General features: G+C 61.1%; 20 protein-coding genes and 1 tRNA gene. 11 read left to right on the top strand and 10 right to left on the bottom strand.

The genetic code is table 11. From position 1 onward, the window contains the following. Positions 1 to 2: 2 nt before the first annotated feature. The 5 genes from AC1ECN_RS23470 to AC1ECN_RS23490 all read right to left on the bottom strand — a co-directional run bounded on the left by AC1ECN_RS23470 (position 3) and on the right by AC1ECN_RS23490 (position 5,717). Entirely contained in the window at positions 3 to 569 is a 567-nt protein-coding gene (locus tag AC1ECN_RS23470; RefSeq protein WP_130656513.1) for an ATP-binding protein, read from the bottom strand. A 142-nt stretch (positions 570 to 711) separates the two neighbouring features. Continuing rightward, the gene (locus AC1ECN_RS23475) at positions 712 to 1,785 is read right to left on the bottom strand and encodes an esterase-like activity of phytase family protein (RefSeq protein ID WP_397460923.1); all 1,074 of its coding nucleotides are present in this window, start codon (positions 1,783 to 1,785) and stop codon (positions 712 to 714) included. Positions 1,786 to 1,881: 96 nt separating this feature from the next. Next, a complete protein-coding gene (gene cobT / locus AC1ECN_RS23480; RefSeq protein WP_477954228.1) occupies positions 1,882 to 3,783 on the bottom strand; it encodes a cobaltochelatase subunit CobT in 1,902 nt (633 codons plus the stop codon). 12 nt (positions 3,784 to 3,795) lie between these two features. Continuing rightward, positions 3,796 to 4,788: a cobaltochelatase subunit CobS gene (gene cobS / locus AC1ECN_RS23485; RefSeq protein WP_011653731.1), complete on the bottom strand. Its 993-nt coding sequence runs from the start codon at positions 4,786 to 4,788 to the stop codon at positions 3,796 to 3,798. Positions 4,789 to 5,099: 311 nt separating this feature from the next. After that, complete coding sequence (locus tag AC1ECN_RS23490; RefSeq protein ID WP_130662337.1) at positions 5,100 to 5,717, bottom strand: J domain-containing protein; 618 nt, start codon at positions 5,715 to 5,717, stop codon at positions 5,100 to 5,102. 102 nt (positions 5,718 to 5,819) lie between these two features. On the opposite strand from AC1ECN_RS23490, the gene AC1ECN_RS23495 reads away from it, so the two are divergent. Further along, positions 5,820 to 6,104 carry a BolA family protein gene (locus tag AC1ECN_RS23495; RefSeq protein WP_171816872.1) on the top strand — a complete coding sequence of 95 codons (285 nt, stop codon included), beginning with the start codon at positions 5,820 to 5,822 and terminating at the stop codon, positions 6,102 to 6,104. Between the two features lie 47 nt (positions 6,105 to 6,151). Here the strand turns inward: AC1ECN_RS23495 and AC1ECN_RS23500 are convergent, their stop codons facing one another. The 3 genes from AC1ECN_RS23500 to AC1ECN_RS23510 are packed head-to-tail and all read right to left on the bottom strand — an operon-like array spanning position 6,152 to position 9,179. After that, complete coding sequence (locus AC1ECN_RS23500; protein WP_130673565.1) at positions 6,152 to 7,462, bottom strand: HlyC/CorC family transporter; 1,311 nt, start codon at positions 7,460 to 7,462, stop codon at positions 6,152 to 6,154. After that, positions 7,462 to 8,592, bottom strand: coding sequence for a 3-dehydroquinate synthase (gene aroB, locus AC1ECN_RS23505; RefSeq protein ID WP_130662338.1), 1,131 nt, complete (start codon positions 8,590 to 8,592; stop codon positions 7,462 to 7,464). The genes AC1ECN_RS23500 and aroB overlap by 1 nt, the downstream gene beginning before the upstream one ends. Beyond that, entirely contained in the window at positions 8,589 to 9,179 is a 591-nt protein-coding gene (locus AC1ECN_RS23510) for a shikimate kinase (protein WP_018069267.1), read from the bottom strand. The genes aroB and AC1ECN_RS23510 overlap by 4 nt, the downstream gene beginning before the upstream one ends. Positions 9,180 to 9,327: 148 nt before the next feature. On the opposite strand from AC1ECN_RS23510, the gene AC1ECN_RS23515 reads away from it, so the two are divergent. From AC1ECN_RS23515 to AC1ECN_RS23535, 5 genes are all read left to right on the top strand, one after another. Next, positions 9,328 to 9,504, top strand: coding sequence for a hypothetical protein (locus AC1ECN_RS23515; RefSeq protein ID WP_012759201.1), 177 nt, complete (start codon positions 9,328 to 9,330; stop codon positions 9,502 to 9,504). Between the two features lie 5 nt (positions 9,505 to 9,509). After that, positions 9,510 to 10,466, top strand: coding sequence for a site-specific tyrosine recombinase XerD (gene xerD, locus AC1ECN_RS23520; RefSeq protein WP_477954231.1), 957 nt, complete (start codon positions 9,510 to 9,512; stop codon positions 10,464 to 10,466). Positions 10,467 to 10,528: 62 nt separating this feature from the next. Next, a complete protein-coding gene (locus tag AC1ECN_RS23525) occupies positions 10,529 to 11,482 on the top strand; it encodes an acetyl-CoA carboxylase carboxyltransferase subunit alpha (protein ID WP_011653737.1) in 954 nt (317 codons plus the stop codon). 196 nt (positions 11,483 to 11,678) lie between these two features. Further along, positions 11,679 to 12,905, top strand: coding sequence for a L,D-transpeptidase family protein (locus tag AC1ECN_RS23530; RefSeq protein WP_130662342.1), 1,227 nt, complete (start codon positions 11,679 to 11,681; stop codon positions 12,903 to 12,905). A gap of 5 nt (positions 12,906 to 12,910) precedes the next feature. Beyond that, on the top strand, positions 12,911 to 13,135 hold the full coding sequence (locus AC1ECN_RS23535; protein WP_018069270.1) for a sulfurtransferase TusA family protein: 225 nt from the start codon (positions 12,911 to 12,913) through the stop codon (positions 13,133 to 13,135). 99 nt (positions 13,136 to 13,234) lie between these two features. Here the strand turns inward: AC1ECN_RS23535 and AC1ECN_RS23540 are convergent, their stop codons facing one another. Beyond that, positions 13,235 to 14,389, bottom strand: a complete 1,155-nt coding sequence (locus AC1ECN_RS23540) for a CobW family GTP-binding protein (RefSeq protein ID WP_018069271.1) — start codon at positions 14,387 to 14,389, stop codon at positions 13,235 to 13,237. 19 nt (positions 14,390 to 14,408) lie between these two features. Continuing rightward, a complete protein-coding gene (locus AC1ECN_RS23545; protein WP_018482753.1) occupies positions 14,409 to 15,542 on the bottom strand; it encodes a D-alanyl-D-alanine carboxypeptidase family protein in 1,134 nt (377 codons plus the stop codon). Positions 15,543 to 15,699: 157 nt separating this feature from the next. Between AC1ECN_RS23545 and AC1ECN_RS23550 the strand changes: the two genes are divergently transcribed. From AC1ECN_RS23550 to eutC, 5 genes are all read left to right on the top strand, one after another. Next, entirely contained in the window at positions 15,700 to 16,863 is a 1,164-nt protein-coding gene (locus AC1ECN_RS23550) for a M20 aminoacylase family protein (protein WP_130656518.1), read from the top strand. A gap of 54 nt (positions 16,864 to 16,917) precedes the next feature. Then, positions 16,918 to 16,994, top strand: a tRNA-Arg gene (locus AC1ECN_RS23555). Positions 16,995 to 17,896: 902 nt separating this feature from the next. Beyond that, positions 17,897 to 18,475 (top strand): hypothetical protein, encoded by a 579-nt coding sequence (locus tag AC1ECN_RS23560; protein ID WP_130662350.1) that lies wholly within the window; start codon positions 17,897 to 17,899, stop codon positions 18,473 to 18,475. Between the two features lie 753 nt (positions 18,476 to 19,228). Continuing rightward, a complete protein-coding gene (locus AC1ECN_RS23565) occupies positions 19,229 to 20,626 on the top strand; it encodes an ethanolamine ammonia-lyase subunit EutB (RefSeq protein WP_477954234.1) in 1,398 nt (465 codons plus the stop codon). Then, positions 20,623 to 21,369 carry an ethanolamine ammonia-lyase subunit EutC gene (gene eutC / locus AC1ECN_RS23570; protein ID WP_130662352.1) on the top strand — a complete coding sequence of 249 codons (747 nt, stop codon included), beginning with the start codon at positions 20,623 to 20,625 and terminating at the stop codon, positions 21,367 to 21,369. The genes AC1ECN_RS23565 and eutC overlap by 4 nt, the downstream gene beginning before the upstream one ends. Positions 21,370 to 21,380: the final 11 nt, after the last annotated feature.

Below are 21,380 nucleotides of genomic sequence, written 5' to 3' on the forward strand. Positions count from 1 at the left end.
AGCTACGGACGCCGCCGGACCGCACCGGCGGCGATGACCGGATGCAGCAGCACCTCTGCAGCCAGATCGTCGATACCTAGCGATGAGTCGAGCCGCAGCACCGGCGCTGTCCGTGTTTCCAGCCATTGCTCATGTGCCGCAAGGCTGCGGCGTTCGGGACCGGCCGTGTCATAGCTCGCCGCCCATTCCAGGAATTCCCCACTCTTGACGGCCATGTCGCCGCCAGGCTTGATTCTGTTTCCGTATCGGGCAATCTCCCGCGCAAGGATGCGCGTCATTCTAAGCCTCGGATCGATCCTGAGGAACACGATCAGATCGTAGAACGGCTCAATCGGCCTTCCCCATTTCAGCGCCGATCCGGAGAGAACCCAGCCTTCATGCCGCGCGACCTCATCGAGGAGCAGCCTGATGCGCTCGCCGGCATCCCTCGGCGTCGTGAACGGCGGATCAGTCGGCAGCCAGAAGAAATCGTCGGTGTCGAGATGGGCGATATCGAGCTTTTCGGCAAGCGCACGGCCCAGTGATGTCGTTCCGGAACCGGACGCGCCCATGACATGAATATGCACCATGAACTTCCCTCCGAAGACTGCTTCGTCCATACCGCGAGCGGGATAGCCGAGGCATATGACATCAGTCTGACGCTCTAACATTTTGAATCTACGCATCGTGCTTTCCGAAAATCGATTCCGATTTTCGGGCCGATGGCTAGGATCAATTCTGCTTCCGGGAATTCGGCGCTGACCACGCGGCCTCTTCCGAAAGCCGGAATTCCAGCATCAGATTGCGCTGCAGGATCGAATGATTGTCGTCCGACACCAGAATGATATGGGTGGTGCCGTCGGCGGCCTGGAAAGCATCGAGCCCTTCCATATTGTCGATCTGCGAGTTGAAATTGCCTTCCAGCAGTAGTTCGCCGTCAACAATGGCGCCAGGCCTGATATCAGTGCCCTTGATGCGCCGAAGGCGCATGCCGATGCCTTCGGCCATGTTGAAGCGGCGTTCCAGCAGCAGCAGGTCGCCGCTCGGCAGGAAGGCGCCGTCGGTGATGTCGAAACTGCCGTCCCGCTCGACCGAGAAACGCCCTTTCAGCGGCCCACTGAGAATGGCCGCCAGCCGGTTGCCGTCACTGTCGAGACCGCGTTCGGAGACGACGACCACGCCGCCCCGCAGCGGGCTGGATGCCGGCGCCACGGCGATGGTCTCGATGCCGCGGTTGTCGTCCAGCATCCTCCGCGGGATAAGAATCGGCAGGGTGGCGATCGCTCCCGAGCCGGCAAAGCCAGGATCGGGATAGACATCGACGCGATGATCCTGCTCGAAGGAGACCAGAATCCGGTCGCCGTCGAGCGCCAGGCCCTCGGCATCCATATGTCCCTTGCCCTCGAAGCTGCGCCCGGCGCTGTTCTTCATCGGCGTGATCTCGACATCCGAGAGACCCGAAAGCCTGCCCTTGACGTCACGCTCGATGCTGCCGGTCAGCCACTGGCCGGTATCGAGCACGACGACGAAATGTTTCTGGTCCTGCCGGAAACGGATGGAGGAGAGCGAGCCGAACAGCGCTCTGCTGGAGACCATCTCCAGCCCGCCGAGAAATTCCAGCGAGCCGAATGTCGTCTGAGAAGAGCCGATCCTGAAGTCGGTGATTTGCCGGCTAATGACCGGCACGTCGTCGCCGGCCCATGACGAGGAAGCGCCGGCTGCGATGCCGAGAGCGATCGACGCCGCACGCCAGAGGCGCATGGCGCATGATGCCGAAAAGTGTAAGCGGTTTTCGGACGACATCATGCTCTATTTCTTTGATTTAGATCCGGATTCAGATTTTCGGCCATCCGGCCTAAAATCATCCTGATCTAGCATTCCAAGAGTTTCCTTTGAGCGGCGTCAGCCGGCACGGCGTATCCGGCCGCCGCGCGGCTGGACGGATTGATCTTCGAACAGCGAGGCAAGCTGCTCGGTCATCGCACCGGCAAGCTCGTCCGCATCGACGATCGTCACGGCGCGGCGATAGTAGCGCGTCACGTCGTGACCGATGCCGATCGCCAGCAATTCCACAGGCGAACGCGTCTCGATCTGCTCGATGACGGCGCGCAGGTGCCGCTCCAGATAATTGCCCGGATTGACCGACAGTGTCGAATCGTCGACCGGCGCGCCGTCCGAGATCATCATCAAGATGCGGCGCTGCTCGCGGCGCGCGAGCAGGCGATTATGCGCCCAGATCAGCGCCTCGCCGTCGATATTTTCCTTGAGCAGGCCCTCGCGCATCATCAACCCGAGATTGGCGCGTGCCCGCCGCCACGGCGCGTCGGCCGACTTATAGATGATGTGGCGCAAGTCGTTGAGGCGTCCCGGCGTCTGCGGCTTGCCGCCAGCAAGCCAGCTTTCACGCGCCTGCCCACCCTTCCAGGCTTTGGTGGTGAAGCCCAGGATCTCGACCTTGACGCCGCAGCGCTCCAGCGTGCGCGCGAGAATGTCGGCACAGGTGGCGGCAACCGTGATCGGCCGGCCGCGCATCGAGCCGGAATTGTCGATGAGCAGCGTGACGACGGTATCGCGGAACTGGGTGYCGCGCTCCATCTTGAAGGAGAGCGCCTGCATCGGATCGATAATGATGCGCTGCAGCCGGGCCGGATCGAGATAGCCCTCTTCCAGGTCGAAATCCCAGGAGCGGTTCTGCTGCGCCATCAGGCGGCGCTGCAGCCGGTTGGCGAGACGGCCGACCGCACCTTGCAGATGTGCCAGCTGCTTGTCGAGAAAGGCGCGCAGGCGCTCCAGCTCGGCGGCGTCGCAAAGTTCCTCGGCGGTGATGATCTCATCGAACTCTTCGGTAAAGACGTGATAATCGACCTTTTCGTTGAAATCGGCAAAGGGCGTGTTCGGACGGCGGGTCTCGCCCGGCGTTTCCGAATCGTCCTCGCCTTCTTCCATCATGTCGTCGTCGGAGATTTCGGCGCCTTCGGTCTCGCCGTCCTCCATCTGTTCGTCGGCGACCTCGCTGTCCTCGACAGGGGCGGCATCCGTGCCGGCATCCTCGTCGACCTCGTCCTGGTCCTGCTCGTCGCCGCTCGACTGGTCTTCCTGCTCCGACTGGTCGTCATTGTCGGCATCGCTGTCGTCGTCGCCGTATTCCTCGGCCATTTCCATGGCCGACAGCATGTTGCGGATGACCTTGGCGAAGGCCTGCTGGTCGTTGATCGCGTTCGACAGGTTGTCAAGTTCGGACCCTGCCTTGTCCTCGATAAAGTCGCGCCAGAGGTCGAGCACCTTGCCGGCGGAGGCCGGCGGACGCTGGCCGGTCAGCTTCTCGCGCACCATCATCGCAACAGCTTCGCCGACCGGTGCGTCTTCCTGACGCTCGATGCCGGTGAAATTCGCCTTGGAATATTTCTCCTCCGTCATGGAGCGCAGGTTCGACGCCATGCCCTCCATGCGCAGCGCACCGATCGATTCGACACGCGCCTGCTCGACCACATCGAAGATCGCCCGGGCGTCCGAGCCCTGCGGCGCCATCGTCGCATGCACCTTCTCGTCATGGCAGGCAAGGCGCAGCGCCATCGAATCGCCGAGACCGCGGGTGACCGCCAGCTCATGCGCCGTCGGCCGCTTGGAAAGTTCCGGCAGCCGGATGCGCTCGCCGGTCATCCCCGGCCGTTCATTGGCGAAGGTCACCTCGACATCACCGTCGCCGGCGATCGAGCGCACGCAACCGGTTATCGCCCGGCGCAGTGGCTCGACGTCGACAGGCGCGCCGGGCTTTGCTTTCGAATTGTCACCGCGAGCTGCCATGATCGGTCGGTCTCAAGCCCCGAGAACGATGTTGGCGGCACTTTCCTTCAGCTCGACGCCGAAGGCGCGCTGATAGTGCTCGGCGACCAGCGGACGCTCCAGCTCATCGCACTTGTTGAGGAAGGTGACGCGGAAGGCGAAGGCCAGATCGCCGAAGATCTCGGCGTTTTCGGCCCAGGTGATGACCGTGCGTGGGCTCATGACGGTCGAAAGATCGCCGTTCATGAAGGCGGCGCGCGTCAGGTCGGCGACACGAACCATCTTCGAAACGGTCTCACGGCCGCCCTTATCCTTGCCGAAGCTCTTCACCTTGGCGGCGACGATATTCACTTCGTGATCATGCGGCAGGTAGTTCAGCGTGGTGACGATCGACCAACGGTCCATCTGCGCCTGGTTGATCTGCTGCGTGCCGTGATAGAGGCCGGTCGTGTCGCCGAGGCCGATCGTATTGGCGGTCGCAAACAGCCGGAAGGCCGGGTGCGGCCGGATGACGCGGCTCTGATCGAGCAGCGTCAGGCGGCCGGAGGATTCGAGCACGCGCTGGATGACGAACATCACATCCGGACGGCCGGCGTCATATTCGTCGAAGACGAGCGCGACATTGTGCTGATAGGCCCAGGGCAGAATGCCGTCCTTGAATTCGGTGACCTGCAGCCCGTCCTTGACGACGATCGCATCCTTGCCGACCAGATCGATACGGCTGACATGGCTGTCGAGGTTGATGCGCACGCAGGGCCAGTTGAGCCGCGCCGCCACCTGCTCGATATGCGAGGACTTGCCCGTGCCGTGATAGCCGGAGATCATCACGCGGCGGTTATGGGCGAAGCCTGCGAGAATGGCGAGCGTCGTGTCGCGGTCGAAAAGGTAGTCGGTATCGAGGTCCGGCACATAGGCGTCGCCCTTGCTGTAGGCGGGAACGCGGATGTCGGAATCGATACCGAAGGCCTCGCGGACCGAAACGGTGGTATCGGGCAGTTCTGATATATCCAGGTCGATCTTGCTCATCGTGTCTCCAAGGCGGGTGATGCCACCCGGCCATACTGTCTCAGGCCATGTCGCAACCTAGACGCCGCGTTTTTTTATTCCGCGCCCGTCCAGGTCGGAACGTCGGCGATGCTTCTCCGGGACTGAAACGAAACCTCGGCGGGATAATGACCGCGTGCGARCATTCTTGAAAGAGTCCCGGACAAGAAACGCCGCGTCCGGAAGGTCGGCGGAGGCGATGTCGGGAAAACGCACAAATATGAGCCGCGTTTGCCTGCGGCCTCAGCCGATTTGGACCATACCCGATTGAAGCTTAAGAGCAAGGACGGGAATTAACAAAAACCGTTCTGCTTCAACAATTGATAGGCCTGGATGACGGCGCGGAAACGCTCCTCCGAGCCGCGGTCGCCGCCATTGGCATCCGGATGGTGTCTCTTCACCAGTTCCTTGTAGCGGCTCTTGATCTCCGCCGATGTCGCATTGGCGTCGAGGCCCATCGTTTCGAAGGCCTTGGTCTCAAGCGATTTCAGCTTGCGCGCCTGCGGAAAACGCGGTCCGCTGCCCTTGCCGCCTTCCTTGACGAAGCCGAAGGGATCGCGAACACGCGTATAGGCGCCGGAGCGGATCTCCGAATGCAGCGGACTGTCCTTCGCCGCCTTGTTGACGCCGACCGTCCATGTCGGCCGATGGCCGGTGATCGCCTCTTTCTGGTAACGCGCGATCTCGCCGTCCGAAAGACCGGAGAAATAATTGTAGCCCTTGTTGTATTCCTTGACGTGCTCGAAGCAGAACAAGAAGAACTGGCCTTCCGCATTGCGGCCGACGGGAGCGCGATGCGCCCCCTTCTTGTCGCACCCGTCCCATTGACAGGTAGGCGGCGCCTGCTCTGTCTCCGGCTCGCGTTTGCGGCGTGTTCGGATGCGATCGAAATATTTGGAATCAAGTCTCATGACGGCGCTAATTATGGGGCTGTCGCGAAGCGACAACAAGAATTGACAAATGGGAATGTTGCAGGCTTGGTAGGAACCCTTTTCGCGAACCAGCAAGACCGGATGATGACCCTGCGAACCCGCATCGAAGAAAAACTTGTTGAAGCCTTCGCGCCCGAACGCCTGAGCGTCATCGACGAAAGCCATCTGCATGCCGGCCACCAGCCCGATATCACCGGCACCGGCGAAACCCATATGCGGGTGAGGATCGTTTCCGGGAAATTCGCCGGCATGTCGCGGCTGGCGCGCCACCGGGCGATCACCGACCTGTTGAAACCGGAGCTCGATGCCGGCCTGCATGCGCTGGCCGTCGAACCGGCTGCACCTGATGAACCGACCCGCTGGTAGCGGCACGCAACCCATATAGGCATTGGCCGTCTACGATCCAAACAGAATCAGGCTGGCTTTGCGCCGTCTTCTCCGGCCGGGCGGATGCGCAGCTTGGTGATGCGGTTCTTCTCCCGCTTCATGACGACGAAACGCTTGCCGTAGAAGGTGAAGGCCTGACGCTCTTCCGGGATGGTCATCGATTCGTGGATGACGAGGCCGGCGATCGTCGTCGCCTCCTCATCGGGCAGGTTCCAGTCGAGCGCGCGGTTCAGGTCGCGGATCGGAACGCCGCCGTCGACGACGACGGAACCGTCGGCCTCCTGACGCACGCCCTGTATCTCGATATCGTGTTCGTCGGAAATGTCGCCGACGATTTCCTCGAGAATATCCTCCAGCGTGACGATGCCCTGCACCTCGCCATATTCGTCGACGACGACGGCGAAATGCTGCTTGCGCCGCAGGAAGGCGTTGAGCTGGTCTTCGAGGTTGGTGCTATCGGGCACGAACCACGGCTTCTGGGCGATCTTCACGATGTCGAGGTTCTGCGGCTCCATATTCGGCTCGGCAAGCGCCCGCAGCAGATCCTTGGCGTGGACGACGCCGATGATGTTGTCGATCGTGCCGCGCCAGAGCGGCATGCGCGTATAGGGACTTTCGAGGATGGCGCGCACCACCGCTTCCGGCGGATCGTCGGCGTTGATCGCCCGCATCGCGGTGCGGTGAACCATGATGTCGGAGAGCTCAAGCTCGCTGAGATCGAGTACGCCGCCGAGGCGGTCGCGGTCGGCCTTCACCACCGATCCCTCGCGATGCAGCAGGTCGACGGCGCCGCGCAGCTCCTCATGCGCCGTCAGCATCGACGTCTCGCGAGAGAGGTTGATGCCAAACAGCGACAGAATCTGCCGGACGATCGCGTTGACGAAGGTGGAAACCGGGCCGACGACGGTGACGAAGAGCTTGGCCGGAACGGCGATGGCGAGCGCGAACCGGTCTGGCGTCGAAATCGCCCAGCTCTTCGGCAGCACTTCGGCGAAGATGACCAGGATGACGGTCATCGCAAGCGTCGCAAGCGCCACGCCGGAATTGCCGAACAGCCCGAGGAAAAGGCTGGTGGCGATCGAGGAGGAGAGAATGTTAGCGAGATTGTTGCCGATCAGCAGCGCGCCGATCAACCGATCGCGCCGTTCGATCAGTTGCCGGACGAGGCCGGCGCGCTCGTCGCCGTTCGCCTCCAGTGTATGGATGCGGCTGCGCGAAACGGCGGTAAGCGCGGTTTCCGAGCCGGAGAAGAAGGCTGACATGAGCACGAGTGCCGTGATCGAAAGGATTTCCGGCCAATATGTTTCCAGAAATGCCAGAGCGCCTTCGATCGCTATCAAGGGTGTTTTTCCCGGAGAAAGCTGATCACTTCGGACGCCGGCACATCGTCGGCGACGAAGGACTGGCCGATGCCGCGGGTCAGGATGAAGGTGAGCTTGCCGCTCTTGACCTTCTTGTCCTGGGCGATCGCGTCCATCAGCGTTTCGGCCGGCGGCAAGTCGCCCGGAATGTCGGACATGCGGGTCGGCAGRCCGACCTCCTTCAGATGCCGCTCGACGCGCCGCGCCTCGTCCGGGCTTGCAAGGTTCATTCGTGCGGAGAATTCGTGCGCCAGCACCATGCCGATCGAAACGCCCTCGCCATGCACGAGGCGGGAGCTGTCATAGGCGGTCGCCGCTTCCAGCGCATGGCCGAAGGTATGCCCGAGATTGAGCAGCGCCCGCGGACCGTTCTCGCGCTCGTCGGCAACGACGACGTCGGCCTTCGCCTGGCAGCTCGCGGCAATCGCCTCGATACGCGCGGAGCCGCCGGTAAAAACCGCCTTCCAGTTCGCTTCCAGCCAGGCAAAGAAATCCGGCTTGTCGATCAGCCCGTATTTCGCGACCTCGGCGTAACCTGCGCGGAATTCACGCTCGCTCAGCGAATTCAGCACATCCGTATCGGCCAGAACCAGGTCCGGCTGATGGAAGACGCCGATCAGATTTTTGCCGTGGCGAGAATTGATGCCGGTCTTGCCGCCGACGGAGGAATCAACCTGCGACAAAAGCGAGGTCGGCACCTGCACGAAGCGCACGCCTCGGCGGACGATGCCGGCCGCAAATCCCGAAAGGTCGCCGATGACGCCGCCGCCGAGCGCGATGACGTAATCGTTACGCTCGACGCGCGCCTCAAGCACCTTGTCGCAGACAGTGATCAGATGTTCGAAGCTCTTGGTCTTCTCGCCGGCCGGCAGGACGACCTCAGCCGAGGCGATGCCCGCTTCATCCAGACTTGCGACGAGGGTTTTGAGATAGAGCGGAGCGACATTTTCGTCGGTGACAACAGCCGCCTTGCGGCCCTTGAGGCGAGAGGCGATCTCGGCGCCGGCCCGCGCAATCAGCCCCGGCCCGATCAGGATGTCGTAGGCGCGCTCGCCGAGCGGCACATGCACCGTTCGGATGGCGGGGGCGGAGGTTATCGCATTCATGACGCTGCACTTTCCTTCTGAGCTTCGATCAAGGCCTTTAAGACTTCGTCGGCCATGATTTCCTTGCGGACGTCGCGCGAAAGCACGGTCAGATCAGCCTGCGCATAGATCGGATAACGCGCATTCATCAGGCCCTCGAGCGTCTGCTTCGGATTTTCGGTCTTGAGCAGCGGCCGCGTGTCGCGCTTGGCGACCCGGTCCCAGAGCACGTCGAGATCGGCCTTCAACCAGACGGAAAGGCCGCCCTTCTTGATATGTTTGCGCGTCCGGTCGTTGATGAAGGCGCCGCCCCCGGTGGAGACGACGCGCGGCCCGCTCTTCAGCAGCCGCTTGATCACCCGCGCTTCCAGCGCCCGGAACTCCTGCTCGCCATAGGCGGCGAAAAGCTCGGCGATCGTCATGCGCGAAACCCGCTCGATCTCAAGATCGCTGTCGATGAAGGGAATGGCGAGCTGGCTGGCGACGATGCGCCCGACGGAGGATTTTCCGGCGCCCATCAGGCCGACAAGGATCAGGTTGCGTGAACCGAGCGCGGCGCGAGCTCTGTCTTTCAAGCTGTCAGCAACGGTCAGCAGTTGTTCACTCATCGGTCCATTCACACTTTGTTTGCAAACGGTATCGACAAATGCAGGTGGAGCGTCAAGTCGCGGACAAGGGAATCATGRCTTGAATACCGCTTCTTGCACTTGCAGATAGGCTTCTTATAACAGAAGCAGAGCATGAAGGAGTTGCTGGATGCCGACCCTGTTCCGTTTCCTGTTCGTCTGCGCGATCCTCGCCGGGACGGTCTACGGAGCGATGCTGGCGCTTGTGACCTTCGTGGAGCCGCAGCAGCGCGACGTGACGATCCGCATTCCGTCCGAGCGGGTCAATCCGCCCGCCACGGGCGCGATCGACACGACCAGGAAGTGACCGGCATGGTGGATCTCGGCCGCGTCCATGTGGAATCCTTCCTGGAGATGATGAGCGCCGAGCGGGGCGCTGCCGCCAACACGCTGCAATCCTATGAACGCGATCTCGACGATATCAGATCCTTCCTGAAGGAGCGCAGCATAAGGCTCACCGAAGCCGCCTCCGCCGATCTCGCCGCCTATCTCTCCTCGCTCGCCCGAAAGGGCTTCAAACCCTCCTCCCAGGCGCGCCGTCTTGCGGCCATGCGGCAGTTCTACAAGTTTCTCTACGCCGAGGGCCTGAGGACCGACGACCCCACAGGCATTCTCGACGCGCCGAAGAAGGGCCGACCGCTGCCGAAGACGATGGGCGTCGAGGAGGTCGGCAGGTTGCTCTCGCAGGCCGAGGCCGAGGCAGACGATCCGGCTCCGGGCCAGCTGCAGCGCCTGCGCATGCTGGCGCTGCTGGAACTGCTCTATGCCACCGGAATGCGTGTCAGCGAACTTGTCTCGCTTCCTGCCCGCGTGCTCGATCAGGAGGGCCGTTTCCTGATGATCCGCGGCAAGGGCAACAAGGAGCGGCTGGTGCCGCTGTCGCAATCGGCGATATCAGCCCTGAAATCCTATGGGCGCYGGCTGGCGGCCGAAAATGCCGCGACGAAGGACCCGCCGCAAGAAAGCCCCTGGCTATTTCCCTCCGCCTCGAAGGAGGGATATCTGCCGCGCCAGGTTTTCGCCCGCGACCTCAAGAACCTGGCGATCCGTGCCGGCCTGACGCCGTCGCTGATCTCGCCGCATGTCATGCGCCACGCCTTTGCCAGMCACTTGCTTGCCAACGGCGCCGATCTGCGCGTCGTACAGGAACTCCTCGGCCATTCGGACATTTCGACCACGCAGATTTACACACATGTCCTCGAAGAGAGGCTGCAGCAGCTTGTCCAGACGCATCACCCCCTTGCCAAACAGGCGAAAAAGCACGAATAGGACCGGCGACAAGGGGCGGAGCCAGGAAAACGCCCCGGGCACAAGGAACGGAAACGCACCTCATGCACAATTATCTCGACTTCGAAAAGCCGATCTCCGACCTCGAAGGCAAGATCATCGAGCTGAAGAAGCTCGCAACGGAAGACGAGAGCATCGACACCACCGATGAGATCGGCAGGCTGGAGGTTCGCGTCCGTGAGGCCATCGTTGAAATCTATTCCAAGCTCAATCCCTGGCAGAAGACGCAGGTCGCCCGCCATCCGCAGCGCCCGCATTTCGTCGATTACGCCAAGACGCTGTTCCAGGAATTCACGCCGCTTGCCGGCGACCGCAAATTTTCCGAGGATGCCGCGATCCAGGCGGGCCTTGCCCGTTTCCGCGGCCAGCCTGTCGCTGTCATCGGCCAGGAAAAGGGCAATGACACCAAGAGCCGCTTGAAGCACAATTTCGGCAGCCCCCGCCCGGAAGGCTACCGCAAGGCGATCCGCATCCTTGAGATGGCCGATCGTTTCGGTCTGCCGGTGATTTCGCTGGTGGATACGGCAGGCGCCTATCCCGGCGTCGGCGCCGAAGAGCGCGGCCAGGCCGAGGCGATCGCCCGCTCCACGGAAATGTGCCTGGGCGTGAAGGTTCCCCTCGTCTCCGTCGTCATCGGCGAAGGCGGCTCGGGCGGGGCGATCGCCATCGCCACCGGCAACAAGGTCTATATGCTCGAGCATTCGATCTACAGCGTCATCTCGCCGGAAGGGGCAGCCTCCATCCTCTGGCGCGATTCCACCCGCGCCCGTGAAGCGGCGACCAACATGAAGATCACCGCCGAAGACCTGAAATCGCTCGGCGTCATCGACGGCATCATTTCCGAGCCACTCGGCGGCGCGCATCGCGATCCCGACAGCGTGATAGCCGCAACCGGCGACGTAATCGCCAGTGCGCTGGCCGAAATGGCACCGCGCTCCGGCGAACAGCTACGCAACGACCGCCGCCAGAAATTCCTCGCCATGGGCCGCAATCTCTAGCAGACATTCGGCTCTTCGCCGATTGGGGCCAAATCTTGGCCACATTGATGTTATCTGTAGCAATCGCGCTTGCGGGGATGTTCCAGGCACGTCATTGGCTGGTAAGATTTTATAAAGTATAAGCCGCCTATGATTCCTTCTGATGCCCGGACTCCATAGGCGGACCGGGTCGTATTATATTTATGGGCTAGTTTGGATGCGCATACGTCATTTTGCCTATATTTCCCTCATGGCGCTGGCTCTGTCCGGCTGCAATGACGCGTTGGAAACCGCGCAGGTCGATCTTTCCAAGGTCAAGAACAAGGTCGAACAGCCGCTTCCCAGCCATATCCTCACCGCCATGGCCGCCAAGGGCATGGACCGCAATTCGCCGATCATGATCCGCATCTTCAAGGAGGAAGGTGCCATGGAGATATGGAAGGCGAAGACCGACAACCGTTTCGACAAGATCGCCGATTACAAGATCTGCGCCTGGTCCGGCCGTCTCGGTCCGAAGGTAAAGACCGGCGACCGGCAGGCGCCGGAAGGTTTCTACGACCTGACGCGCGCCAACCTGAATCCCAATTCGAAATATTATCTGGCGATCAACACCGGCTTTCCCAACCGCTACGACGCGGCGAACGGCCGCAGCGGCTCCGATCTGATGATCCACGGCGCCTGCTCGTCCTCCGGCTGCTATTCGATGACCGACCAGCAGGTGCTGGAGATCTACGCCTTCGCCCGCGATGCCTTCAAGGGCGGCCAGTCGACTGTGCAGCTGCAGGCCTTCCCCTTCCGCATGACGGCGGAAAACATGGTCAAGCATCGCCTCGACAGCAGTTACGACTTCTGGAAGATGCTGAAGGTCGGCTACGACAATTTCGAAGTGACGAAGCGCCCGCCTGAGGTGAACGTCTGCGAGAAGAAATACGTCTTCAATCAGCAGGCAACCGACGGCAGCGCCTTCAATGCCGCCGGCAAGTGCCCTGCTATGTCGACGCCGCCGGCACTGACGGCGGCCCTTGCCTCCTACGGCAAGACCTACGATGCCGATTATGCCAAGGCGATGAGCAAATTTGACGGCATGGCCTGGTACGATCCGTCCGAAGCCGAGCGCAAGGCCGTGGTCGCCAAGACGCGCAAGGGCCGCGAACTGGCTTACGCCCCGACCGGTACCTCGCTGGAAGCCGGCCGCATGGTCAAGGTCGCCGAACTCGAAGACATGATGGCCAAGCGCACCGCGCAGGGCCTCGCTGCCAAGAGCGCGCCGGGCGCCACGCCTGTAGCACCTGCCCAGCCGCAGGCAGTGGCCGTCGCTGCCGCGACGCCAGCGGTCGTGCCGGTGCCGATGCAGAACCCGCTGGCCTTTACGGCGCCCGAACCGCAGGAAACGGCGGAAGCCACGGCAAAGAAGCCGTTCTGGAAATTCTGGGCGAGGAACTGAACGGCTTGAACCCCGTTCTCTACGATCTTCGCGGCCTGAAATGCCCATTCCCGGTGATCAAGACACGCAAGAAGCTCGCCGCCATGGCGAGCGGCACGCTCATTCGCGTCGACACCACCGATCCGCTGGCCGTGATCGATATGCCGCATTTCTGCAATGAGGACGGCCACGAGCTGATCGAGACGGAAAAGACCGAAAGCGGCCACCGCTTCCTGATCCGCAAGCGCTAAAGAGCGTCGCGATCTTTCAGATTCGCTTGCCGCACTTTAGGTCTTTGTTTTCCGCATGTCTTTGGCGCAAAACCGCTGCACACTTTTGCGCGACATGCTTTAAATTCTGAGGCCGGGGATGGCGAGCGGGTTGTCGGAGAGCGCCGCACGATCCGGCATGTCGATGCGCGGCTTGCCGAGGAAAGCGTCGAAGAGATCCTTCACGAAGGCTTCCGGCAGATCCCGAGTGATCAGCACCATGCGTGTGCGCCGGTCTTCTCCCGGCCAGGCGGGCAGCCGCACCGGCGGATGGAAGATGCTCTGCACCCCATGCAGCACCAGCGGCCGATCCGGCCGGTCGGAGACGGATACGATCGCCTTCATCCGCAACAGCTTCTCGCCATGGGCCGAACGCAGGAGATCGATGAACATCTCAAGCGCCATCGGATCGATCGGCTTCTCCTCGATGATCGAGAAAGAGCGGATAGAGGCATCGTGACGGTTGACGTCGTGCGGGTCCTGGTGCGCATGCCCCTGATCACCAAGATGGTGATGATCATGATGGTGGTGACCGTGGTGATCATGATCATGATGCGCCTCGTGCGCATCCTCGTCCTGCAGCCAGCGGCCGACATCGGCAATCTTCGTCGCCGGATCATAGAGCCCGTTGACCAGCACCGCGGCACTGCCCGCTTCGGCGCTGTCGGCATCCATCATCACGGCACGCGGATTGAGCGCCCGCAGGCGCTTTTCCAGCCCGTCCGTTGCCTCGGCCATCGCCCTTTTCGAGACGATCAGCCGGTCGGCGACCGCCGCCTGCTTGCGCGCTTCCTCGTGATTGTCGAGCGTCTGCTGCCCATTCACCGCGTCCACGACGGTGACGACGCCGTCGAGCTCGAAATTCGTGGCGATGACAGGATTGCCCATGATCGCCTGCATGACCGGTGAAGGATCGGCAAGGCCCGTCGTCTCGATGACGACGCGTTTCACCGGCTTGACGCGGCCCGTCTGCACCGCGTCCATCAGGTTCGCCAGCGTATCCACAAGCTCGCCGCGCACGGTGCAGCAGAGGCACCCGTCTGATAGTTCGATGATCGAATCGCCGGAACTTTCGACCAGGAGATGGTCGATGCCGACGTCGCCGAATTCGTTGATGATGACGGCCGCGTCCTTCATCACGGGATCCTTGAGGATGCGGTTGAGCAGCGTCGATTTGCCGGCGCCGAGAAAGCCGGTCAGGACGGTGACCGGAATCCTGTCGTTGAGCGCGCTCATGTCATTTTACCTTAAAAGCTTAAAAGGATGTCGGGCGCGGCATCGGCACCGGCACGTTGGCGATCGCTCCCGCCGTATCGCCGCGCGCCATTTTTTCCGGCTGCGCGGCCGGCTGCGGATCCTGGCCCGGAATGAGGCCGGCAAAGACGAATTGCGGATCGTGGTCCATTGGCTGGATGTAGGGTGACTGCACTCGCATGCGGCCGACTTCGTCGCGCGTTTCGCTGCGCACCTTGGCGCCCTTGGCGCTGCAGATATCGGCGCTGATGTCGGTCACCTGGTCCTGTCCCGACCCGTAGGGTCTCAGCGAACCCAACGTGTCGTTGCTGGCAGGCTGGGTGGTGAAGCCCTTCTGCAAAAGGTTCGCCGTCGCATCGGCACGCGCTGCAAGGCTGTCGGTGCCGAGCACGACGGAGACCAGCGTGCGGCCGTTGCGCGTTGCCGAACCGATCTGGTTGAAGCCCGAGGCGCAGATGAAGCCGGTCTTCATGCCGTCGGCGCCGGCGAAGCGGCCGATCAGCATGTTGAGGCTCGGCACGTTCTGCTGGCCGGTGGTGAAGCCCTCCAGCGCGAAATAGCCGGCATATTGCGGAAAATCGCGGCGCAGCGCCACCGTCAGCACCGCAAGGTCGCGTGCCGTCGTATACTGGCCCTTGCCGGGCAGGCCGTTCGGATTGACGAAATGCGAATCCGTCATGCCGAGCTTCAGCGCCTCGCCGTTCATCCGCGTCACGAAGCCCTCCTGCGTGCCGCCAATGGCTTCGGCAACCGCGACCGCGATGTCATTGGCTGATTTCACCATCAGGATCTTCAGTGCGCTGTCGAGCGTCAGCTTCTGGCCAGGCTTGAAATACATCTTGGCAGCCGGCTGCGCGGCGGCGCGCTTGCTCATGACGATGGGCGTATCGAGGCTGATCTGGCCGGCGCGGATCGCATCGAACACGGTATAGACGGTCATCAGCTTGGTCAGCGAGGCCGGATACCATTTGCGGAAGGCTTCTTCATGCTCGAGCACGCGGCCGGTCTGCACGTCGACGAGAATATGCGGATTGGCCTGGGCAAGCGAAACGGAGCCCAGAACAACGGCAGTCGCCGCTGATACGAAAGAAAGCGGCCGCAAGGCAGCAAACAAACGGAAGTGGCGCGTCGACACGGTTCGTCCTTCAGATATCAGGAAAATCTCGAAATCTTCCCCTATTTAGCCTATATGGCTATGACATGGCAAAGGTCATTGACTAAGTAATTTCCACAGCCTCACACCCTTGTGATGCGATGAAAGATTGTCGAGATTTCATAACAGGAACGCCGATATGCCGATTTTGAACAGAGCCGCAGAGTTGCAGGACGAGGTCGCCGAATGGCGCCGCCACATCCACGCCCGGCCCGAACTCCTCTTCGCGGTGGAAAATACGGCCGCCTTCGTCGCCGAAAAACTCAAGGAATTCGGCGTCGACGAGATCGTCACTGGTATCGGCCGCACCGGGGTCGTCGGCCTGATCAAGGGCAAGGGCGAAGGCTCCCGCACGGTCGGCCTGCGCGCCGACATGGACGCTCTGCCGCTCACCGAAATCACCGGCAAACCTTGGGCTTCGAAGACGCCTGGCAAAATGCATGCCTGCGGCCATGACGGCCACACCGCCATGCTGCTCGGCGCCGCAAAATACCTGGCCGAGACCCGCAACTTCAACGGCAATGTCGCCGTCATCTTCCAACCCGCCGAAGAAGGCGGCGGCGGCGGTAATCTGATGGTCAAGGACGGTATGATGGAGCGCTTCGCTATCGAAGAGGTTTACGGCATGCACAATCTGCCGGGCCTGCCCGTCGGCCAGTTCGCCACCCGCAAGGGCGCGATCATGGCGGCGACCGACGAATTCACCGTTACCGTGAAGGGCCGCGGCGGTCACGCCGCCCAGCCGCACCGGACGATCGACCCGATCGCCATCGGCGCCCAGATCATCGCCAACTTGCAGATGATCGCCTCGCGCACTGCCGATCCGCTACGCTCGGTCGTCGTCTCGGTGACCAAATTCAATGCCGGTTTCGCCCATAACGTCATTCCGAACGACGCGACCTTCGCCGGGACGGTTCGTACCCTCGACCCCGAGGTGCGCACGCTCGCCGAGACGCGCTTCCGGCAGATCGTCGAGGGCTTGGTCGCGGCCCACGGCGCCGAGGCCGACATCAGCTTCCACCGCAACTATCCCGTCACCGTCAACCACCCCGATGAGACCGAGCATGCGGTCGCCACCGCCAGCGCCATAGCCGGCGAGGCGAACGTCAACGCGGAAATCGATCCGATGATGGGCGGCGAGGATTTCTCCTATATGCTGAACGCCCGCCCCGGCGCCTTCATCTTCATCGGCAACGGCGACAGCGCCGGCCTCCACAATCCGGCCTACGACTTCAACGACGAAGCCATCGCCCACGGCATCTCCTATTGGGTCCGCCTCGCCGAACAGCGCCTCGGTCTCTAGCAACAATTAAGGCTTGGCTTCACGCCAAGCCTTTTGTATGCATGGCACTCAAGTGGTCCCGTAGCTCAGCAGGATAGAGCACCAGATTCCTAATCTGGGGGTCGCGCGTTCGAATCGCGCCGGGATCACCACATAATCTCAAATACTTACCGCTTATGCTGGGGCCAAAATTTAACGATCAATTGCCGGTCGGGTAACAAAAGCCGCCGTTGCTGCGCATTGGAGGTCTAGGACTCACCTGTCCAACGCCTAGCAGTTGGACCTCGTCATCACGTTGAGGTGTCCTATGGGCGTGGCCGCCTTTGCGAAAAGACCGACTGCAAAACCGTTGCACATGGATACGGGAGGATGGGCGCAAGGTCACACCCGGAGGAGGTCGAGTACTCTCGAAGATGCTCAAGGGAGTGCGGTAGATGCTTGCCGCTTTCCGATCACCGTCGCGACGATCGAGAGGAAGAAACCTGCGATGGCTATCCATGCCAGCCCGGCAGGCGGTGTGCCGAGCTGCAACACAGCGAGGAATGACGCTGTCGCCCATAGGAAGACGCCAAGCACGATCCCTAGGGCTGCGACAACCACGAGCAAGGCGCCGTGACATCGGCGCGACGCGATGGCGGCTGCGAGGCGCTTGGGGAGCACCCAGCACGTCAGAAAAAGTAGGCATGCCCAAACCAACACCATTGACGATCTCCACGCGACACGAACGAGACCCATTCTATGTCCACGATTGACGAGTATGACCAGTTGAAACCGTATGAAAGGCTAGGCATACGGATCAACGGCATTGACCTTGCAGGTCTCGATGAGCAGGGGACGCTGACGTAGAGGAAGCGTTGGGCGACCTTGCCGACGATTTTGGCGTGACGCGCAGCCACATTGACGCCGGCGGCGTCACGATGGACTGATAGGTCTTCTGGCGACGTGCAAAGTGGGGACGAGTTTGAAAAATTTCTTATCGCTATGCGCGGGGGTTGGGTTTCTCGCCTCAGGAGTAATCGCTCAAGATGTAAGGCCGGGATCGGTCGAGGAGTTGATGAATGACCTCGCAAGCACCAACCCTTTTCTTCACGCGATTTTCTCAGATCATATGGATGAAGCGAAGGAGATAAACGCTAAGTTTCAGGCAGGAGACGAGGAGGCCGCGTTGAAAGCCGCGGACGACATGCTTCGAAAATACGGACACGCCGCACTCTCGCGTGCGAGCGACGCTTCTGCGATTGAGGTGCTGAAGAAGGCAGGCGATGTCATTGATGCACTTGGCGATCATTATCCGCGAGGGTGCATTGAGTTCATTCACAATAATATCTCCTCCGAAGCGCTGTCTATCCTCAGCGTGAATGAGGCCTATCGGAAGTATCAAGAGGCTCAGCTTGATGCATATGAGGATGGAAAGAATCGCGAACCGGTTCCGAGGATGGAAATCGGAGATATGTTCCAGGTAGTTACCGAGGACCTGAAAGTAAGCAGAGCCGAGATGCATACATTGCTCAATCCAGAAAACGTGGCCGCCATCGAACTATGCGCAATCATAAGAGAGGACCTCAACGTATCAGCCGTGCGGGACCCAATGCGCGGGCCATACGCGAGGGCCAATATTTCATCAAAGAAATAAGCATCTTCGCATTATCAAATGGGGGAGCGCGATATGTCGGTGGTTCTCACTTGGGTTGACTTGGAGACGCCGCGGCAGCGGAATCCGGATCGGGTTTTCCGAAGCACTCTTTGAACTTGGATATCGACTTAGCGGCGCCTCTAAGGCTGACGGCGATGCGCTTAGCCTTCGCCAGAAACGCTGCCACGGCCCAGCTGCCGATAAAGCCAATTGGATCCGCACCCTCATGGCGGTTACGATTCAAGATCTTAAAGCGGTCTTCGCAAAACGTCCGAACTCTTATGGCAAGAGAGTTGGCGATCAATTGGATTCGTTCAACTGGCTAGTTTTTCGACATCGGCGTCGATCCACGGTCAGTTCGCTCAAAATTGACGATCGCGTCTCAGTGCAGACTGCCCCACCGAAAAGCACTCGGGCCAGAATCACGGGATCAGGACGATCAACGAATATACTCGCAATCAGTGTTGAGCTGGGCGCAAATGTGCGCATATCGGAGCATGTTGTCGTAAAGTGGATACAACCACCCTAAATTGAAAACAGTCTCTGCGAGAGCCCAGCTGCGTAAGCGGTCATAGCCCGCCATGCGGAGCCTTTGGCACGGTTGCCTTGGTACGTTAGCCCACTAAATGGCACGCATCTTGCGTTGCTGGATATGGGGCCGAGCAAAAACATGCTCGGCGGAAGCCCGCGAATGCCCACCAAAGGCGGACGAGTTCTCGGGCATCGAATAGGCTGATCGACGGCCAGGAGCAAATGACAACATATTCGATCGTTCTAGGACGCGAACGCCATGTCTTTCAGGATCTGAAATCGGTATTGGCTTGCGCTTCGCCGCTGAAATCCGGTGACGTGCTGGCCGGGATCGCAGCGTCAAGCAACGAGCGGCGGGTGGCCGCCCGCTACCTGCTCGCGGATATGCCTCTCAAAACTTTCCTGGAGGATCTCGTCATTCCATACGAGGTCGACGAGGTCAGCCGACTGATCGTCGACCGCCATGATTGGATGGCATTCGCGCCGGTATCTCATATGACGGTCGGTGAGTTTCGCGATTGGCTTCTCTCTTATGACGCGACCTCCGAAAAACTGCTTGCGATTGCACCAGGCCTCACCCCCGAAATGGTCGCGGCGGTCTCCAAGATCATGCGCAACCATGATCTGATCACCGTCGCCGGCAAATGCAGGGTGGTCACTGCCTTTCGTTCCACGATCGGTCTGCCCGGCCGACTGTCGAGCCGTCTTCAGCCCAATCATCCCACCGATGATCCTGAAGGCGTCGCCGGCTCGACGCTCGATGGACTTCTCTATGGGATCGGCGATGYGGTGATCGGCATCAACCCGGCGACCGACAATCTCGAGGCCTGCACAAGATTGATGGTTCTTTTCGACCGGCTGCGCGAACGGTTCGATATCCCGACCCAATCCTGCGTATTGACCCATGTCACCACGTCAATCAAGTCGATCGAGGCTGGAGCGCCGCTCGACCTGGTGTTCCAGTCAATCGCCGGCTCTGAGGCCGCCAACAAGGGTTTCGGCGTCGATCTCGCCGTCCTCAGGGAAGGCCAGCAGGCAGCACTTTCCATGAAGCGCGGCACGGTCGGAATCAATGTCACGTATCTGGAGACCGGCCAGGGCAGCGCTCTCTCGGCAGACGCCCATCATGGTGTCGACGAACAGACGGTGGAGGCGCGGGCCTATGCCGTTGCACGTGAACTCAATCCGTTGCTCGTCAATACAGTCGTCGGCTTCATTGGCCCCGAATACCTTTTCGACGCCAAGCAAATTATCCGCGCCGGGCTCGAAGACCATTTCTGCGGCAAACTGCTTGGTGTGCCGATGGGGGTCGACGTTTGCTACACGAACCATGCGGAAGCCGACCAGGACGATATGGATAATCTGATGGTATTGCTGACTGTTGCGGGCGTCAGCTTTCTGATCGCAGTGCCCGGCGCCGACGACGTCATGCTCAACTATCAGAGCCTTTCCTACCACGATATTGTCGGCCTCAGGCACCAGTTCAATCGCCCGCCCGCCCCAGAATTCGAAGCCTGGCTCCATCGCATGGGCATGCTTGATCACGCGGGTCGTCTTGCGCCTGCCAGCGCCTCGGGCGCCTTTTCTCGCAATCTCTTGAGCTACAGGGCATCGGCATGACTCCCTTCGAACGAGATCCGTTTGCGCGGTTCCGCAACGCCACACGCGCCCGAATTGGGCTTGGAAGGGCGGGCGACGCCTTGCCGACATCGGCAATTCTCGACTTCCAGCTTGCCCATGCCCGGGCGCGGGATGCCGTGCATGGGCAAGTGGATTTTGTCGCCCTTGCCAAGCAGCTTGCTCCTGTGACTACGGTCCGGATTCGGTCTCGCGCCAAAGACCGTACGATCTATCTGGCGCGCCCTGATCTCGGTCGTCAGACCAACGCAGCCGATCTCCCGAGCCCAGGCGATCGCTATGATATCGCCTTCATCATTGCGGACGGACTTTCGGCCTCGGCGGTCGAGCACCACGCGGTGCCGCTGTTCAAGGCATGCATGAAGCGTCTCGGGGGCTTCAGCGTCGCCCCGGTGATATTGGGCGAGCAGGCGCGGGTGGCGTTTGGTGATGAGGCAGCGGCGGCGTTTGGTGCGGAAGTTGCCATCGTGCTGATCGGCGAGAGGCCCGGACTAAGCGTACCTGACAGTCTCGGCGCCTACATCACGTTCCGACCGCAATCGGGACGGCGTGACAGCGAGCGCAACTGTATTTCGAATATTCATGCCGACGGGCTCAGCTACGAGGTCGCAGCGGACAAGATCGTTTGGATCGTCCGGGAGGCGCTTCGCTTGCAGCTGACCGGCGTCGATCTCAAGGAAAACGCCGAAGGCGCCATAGAAGCGCTGCCACACCAGGAAGCATAAAATTCATCTAA

This window comes from Rhizobium sp. 01N447_2, assembly GCF_056399245.1.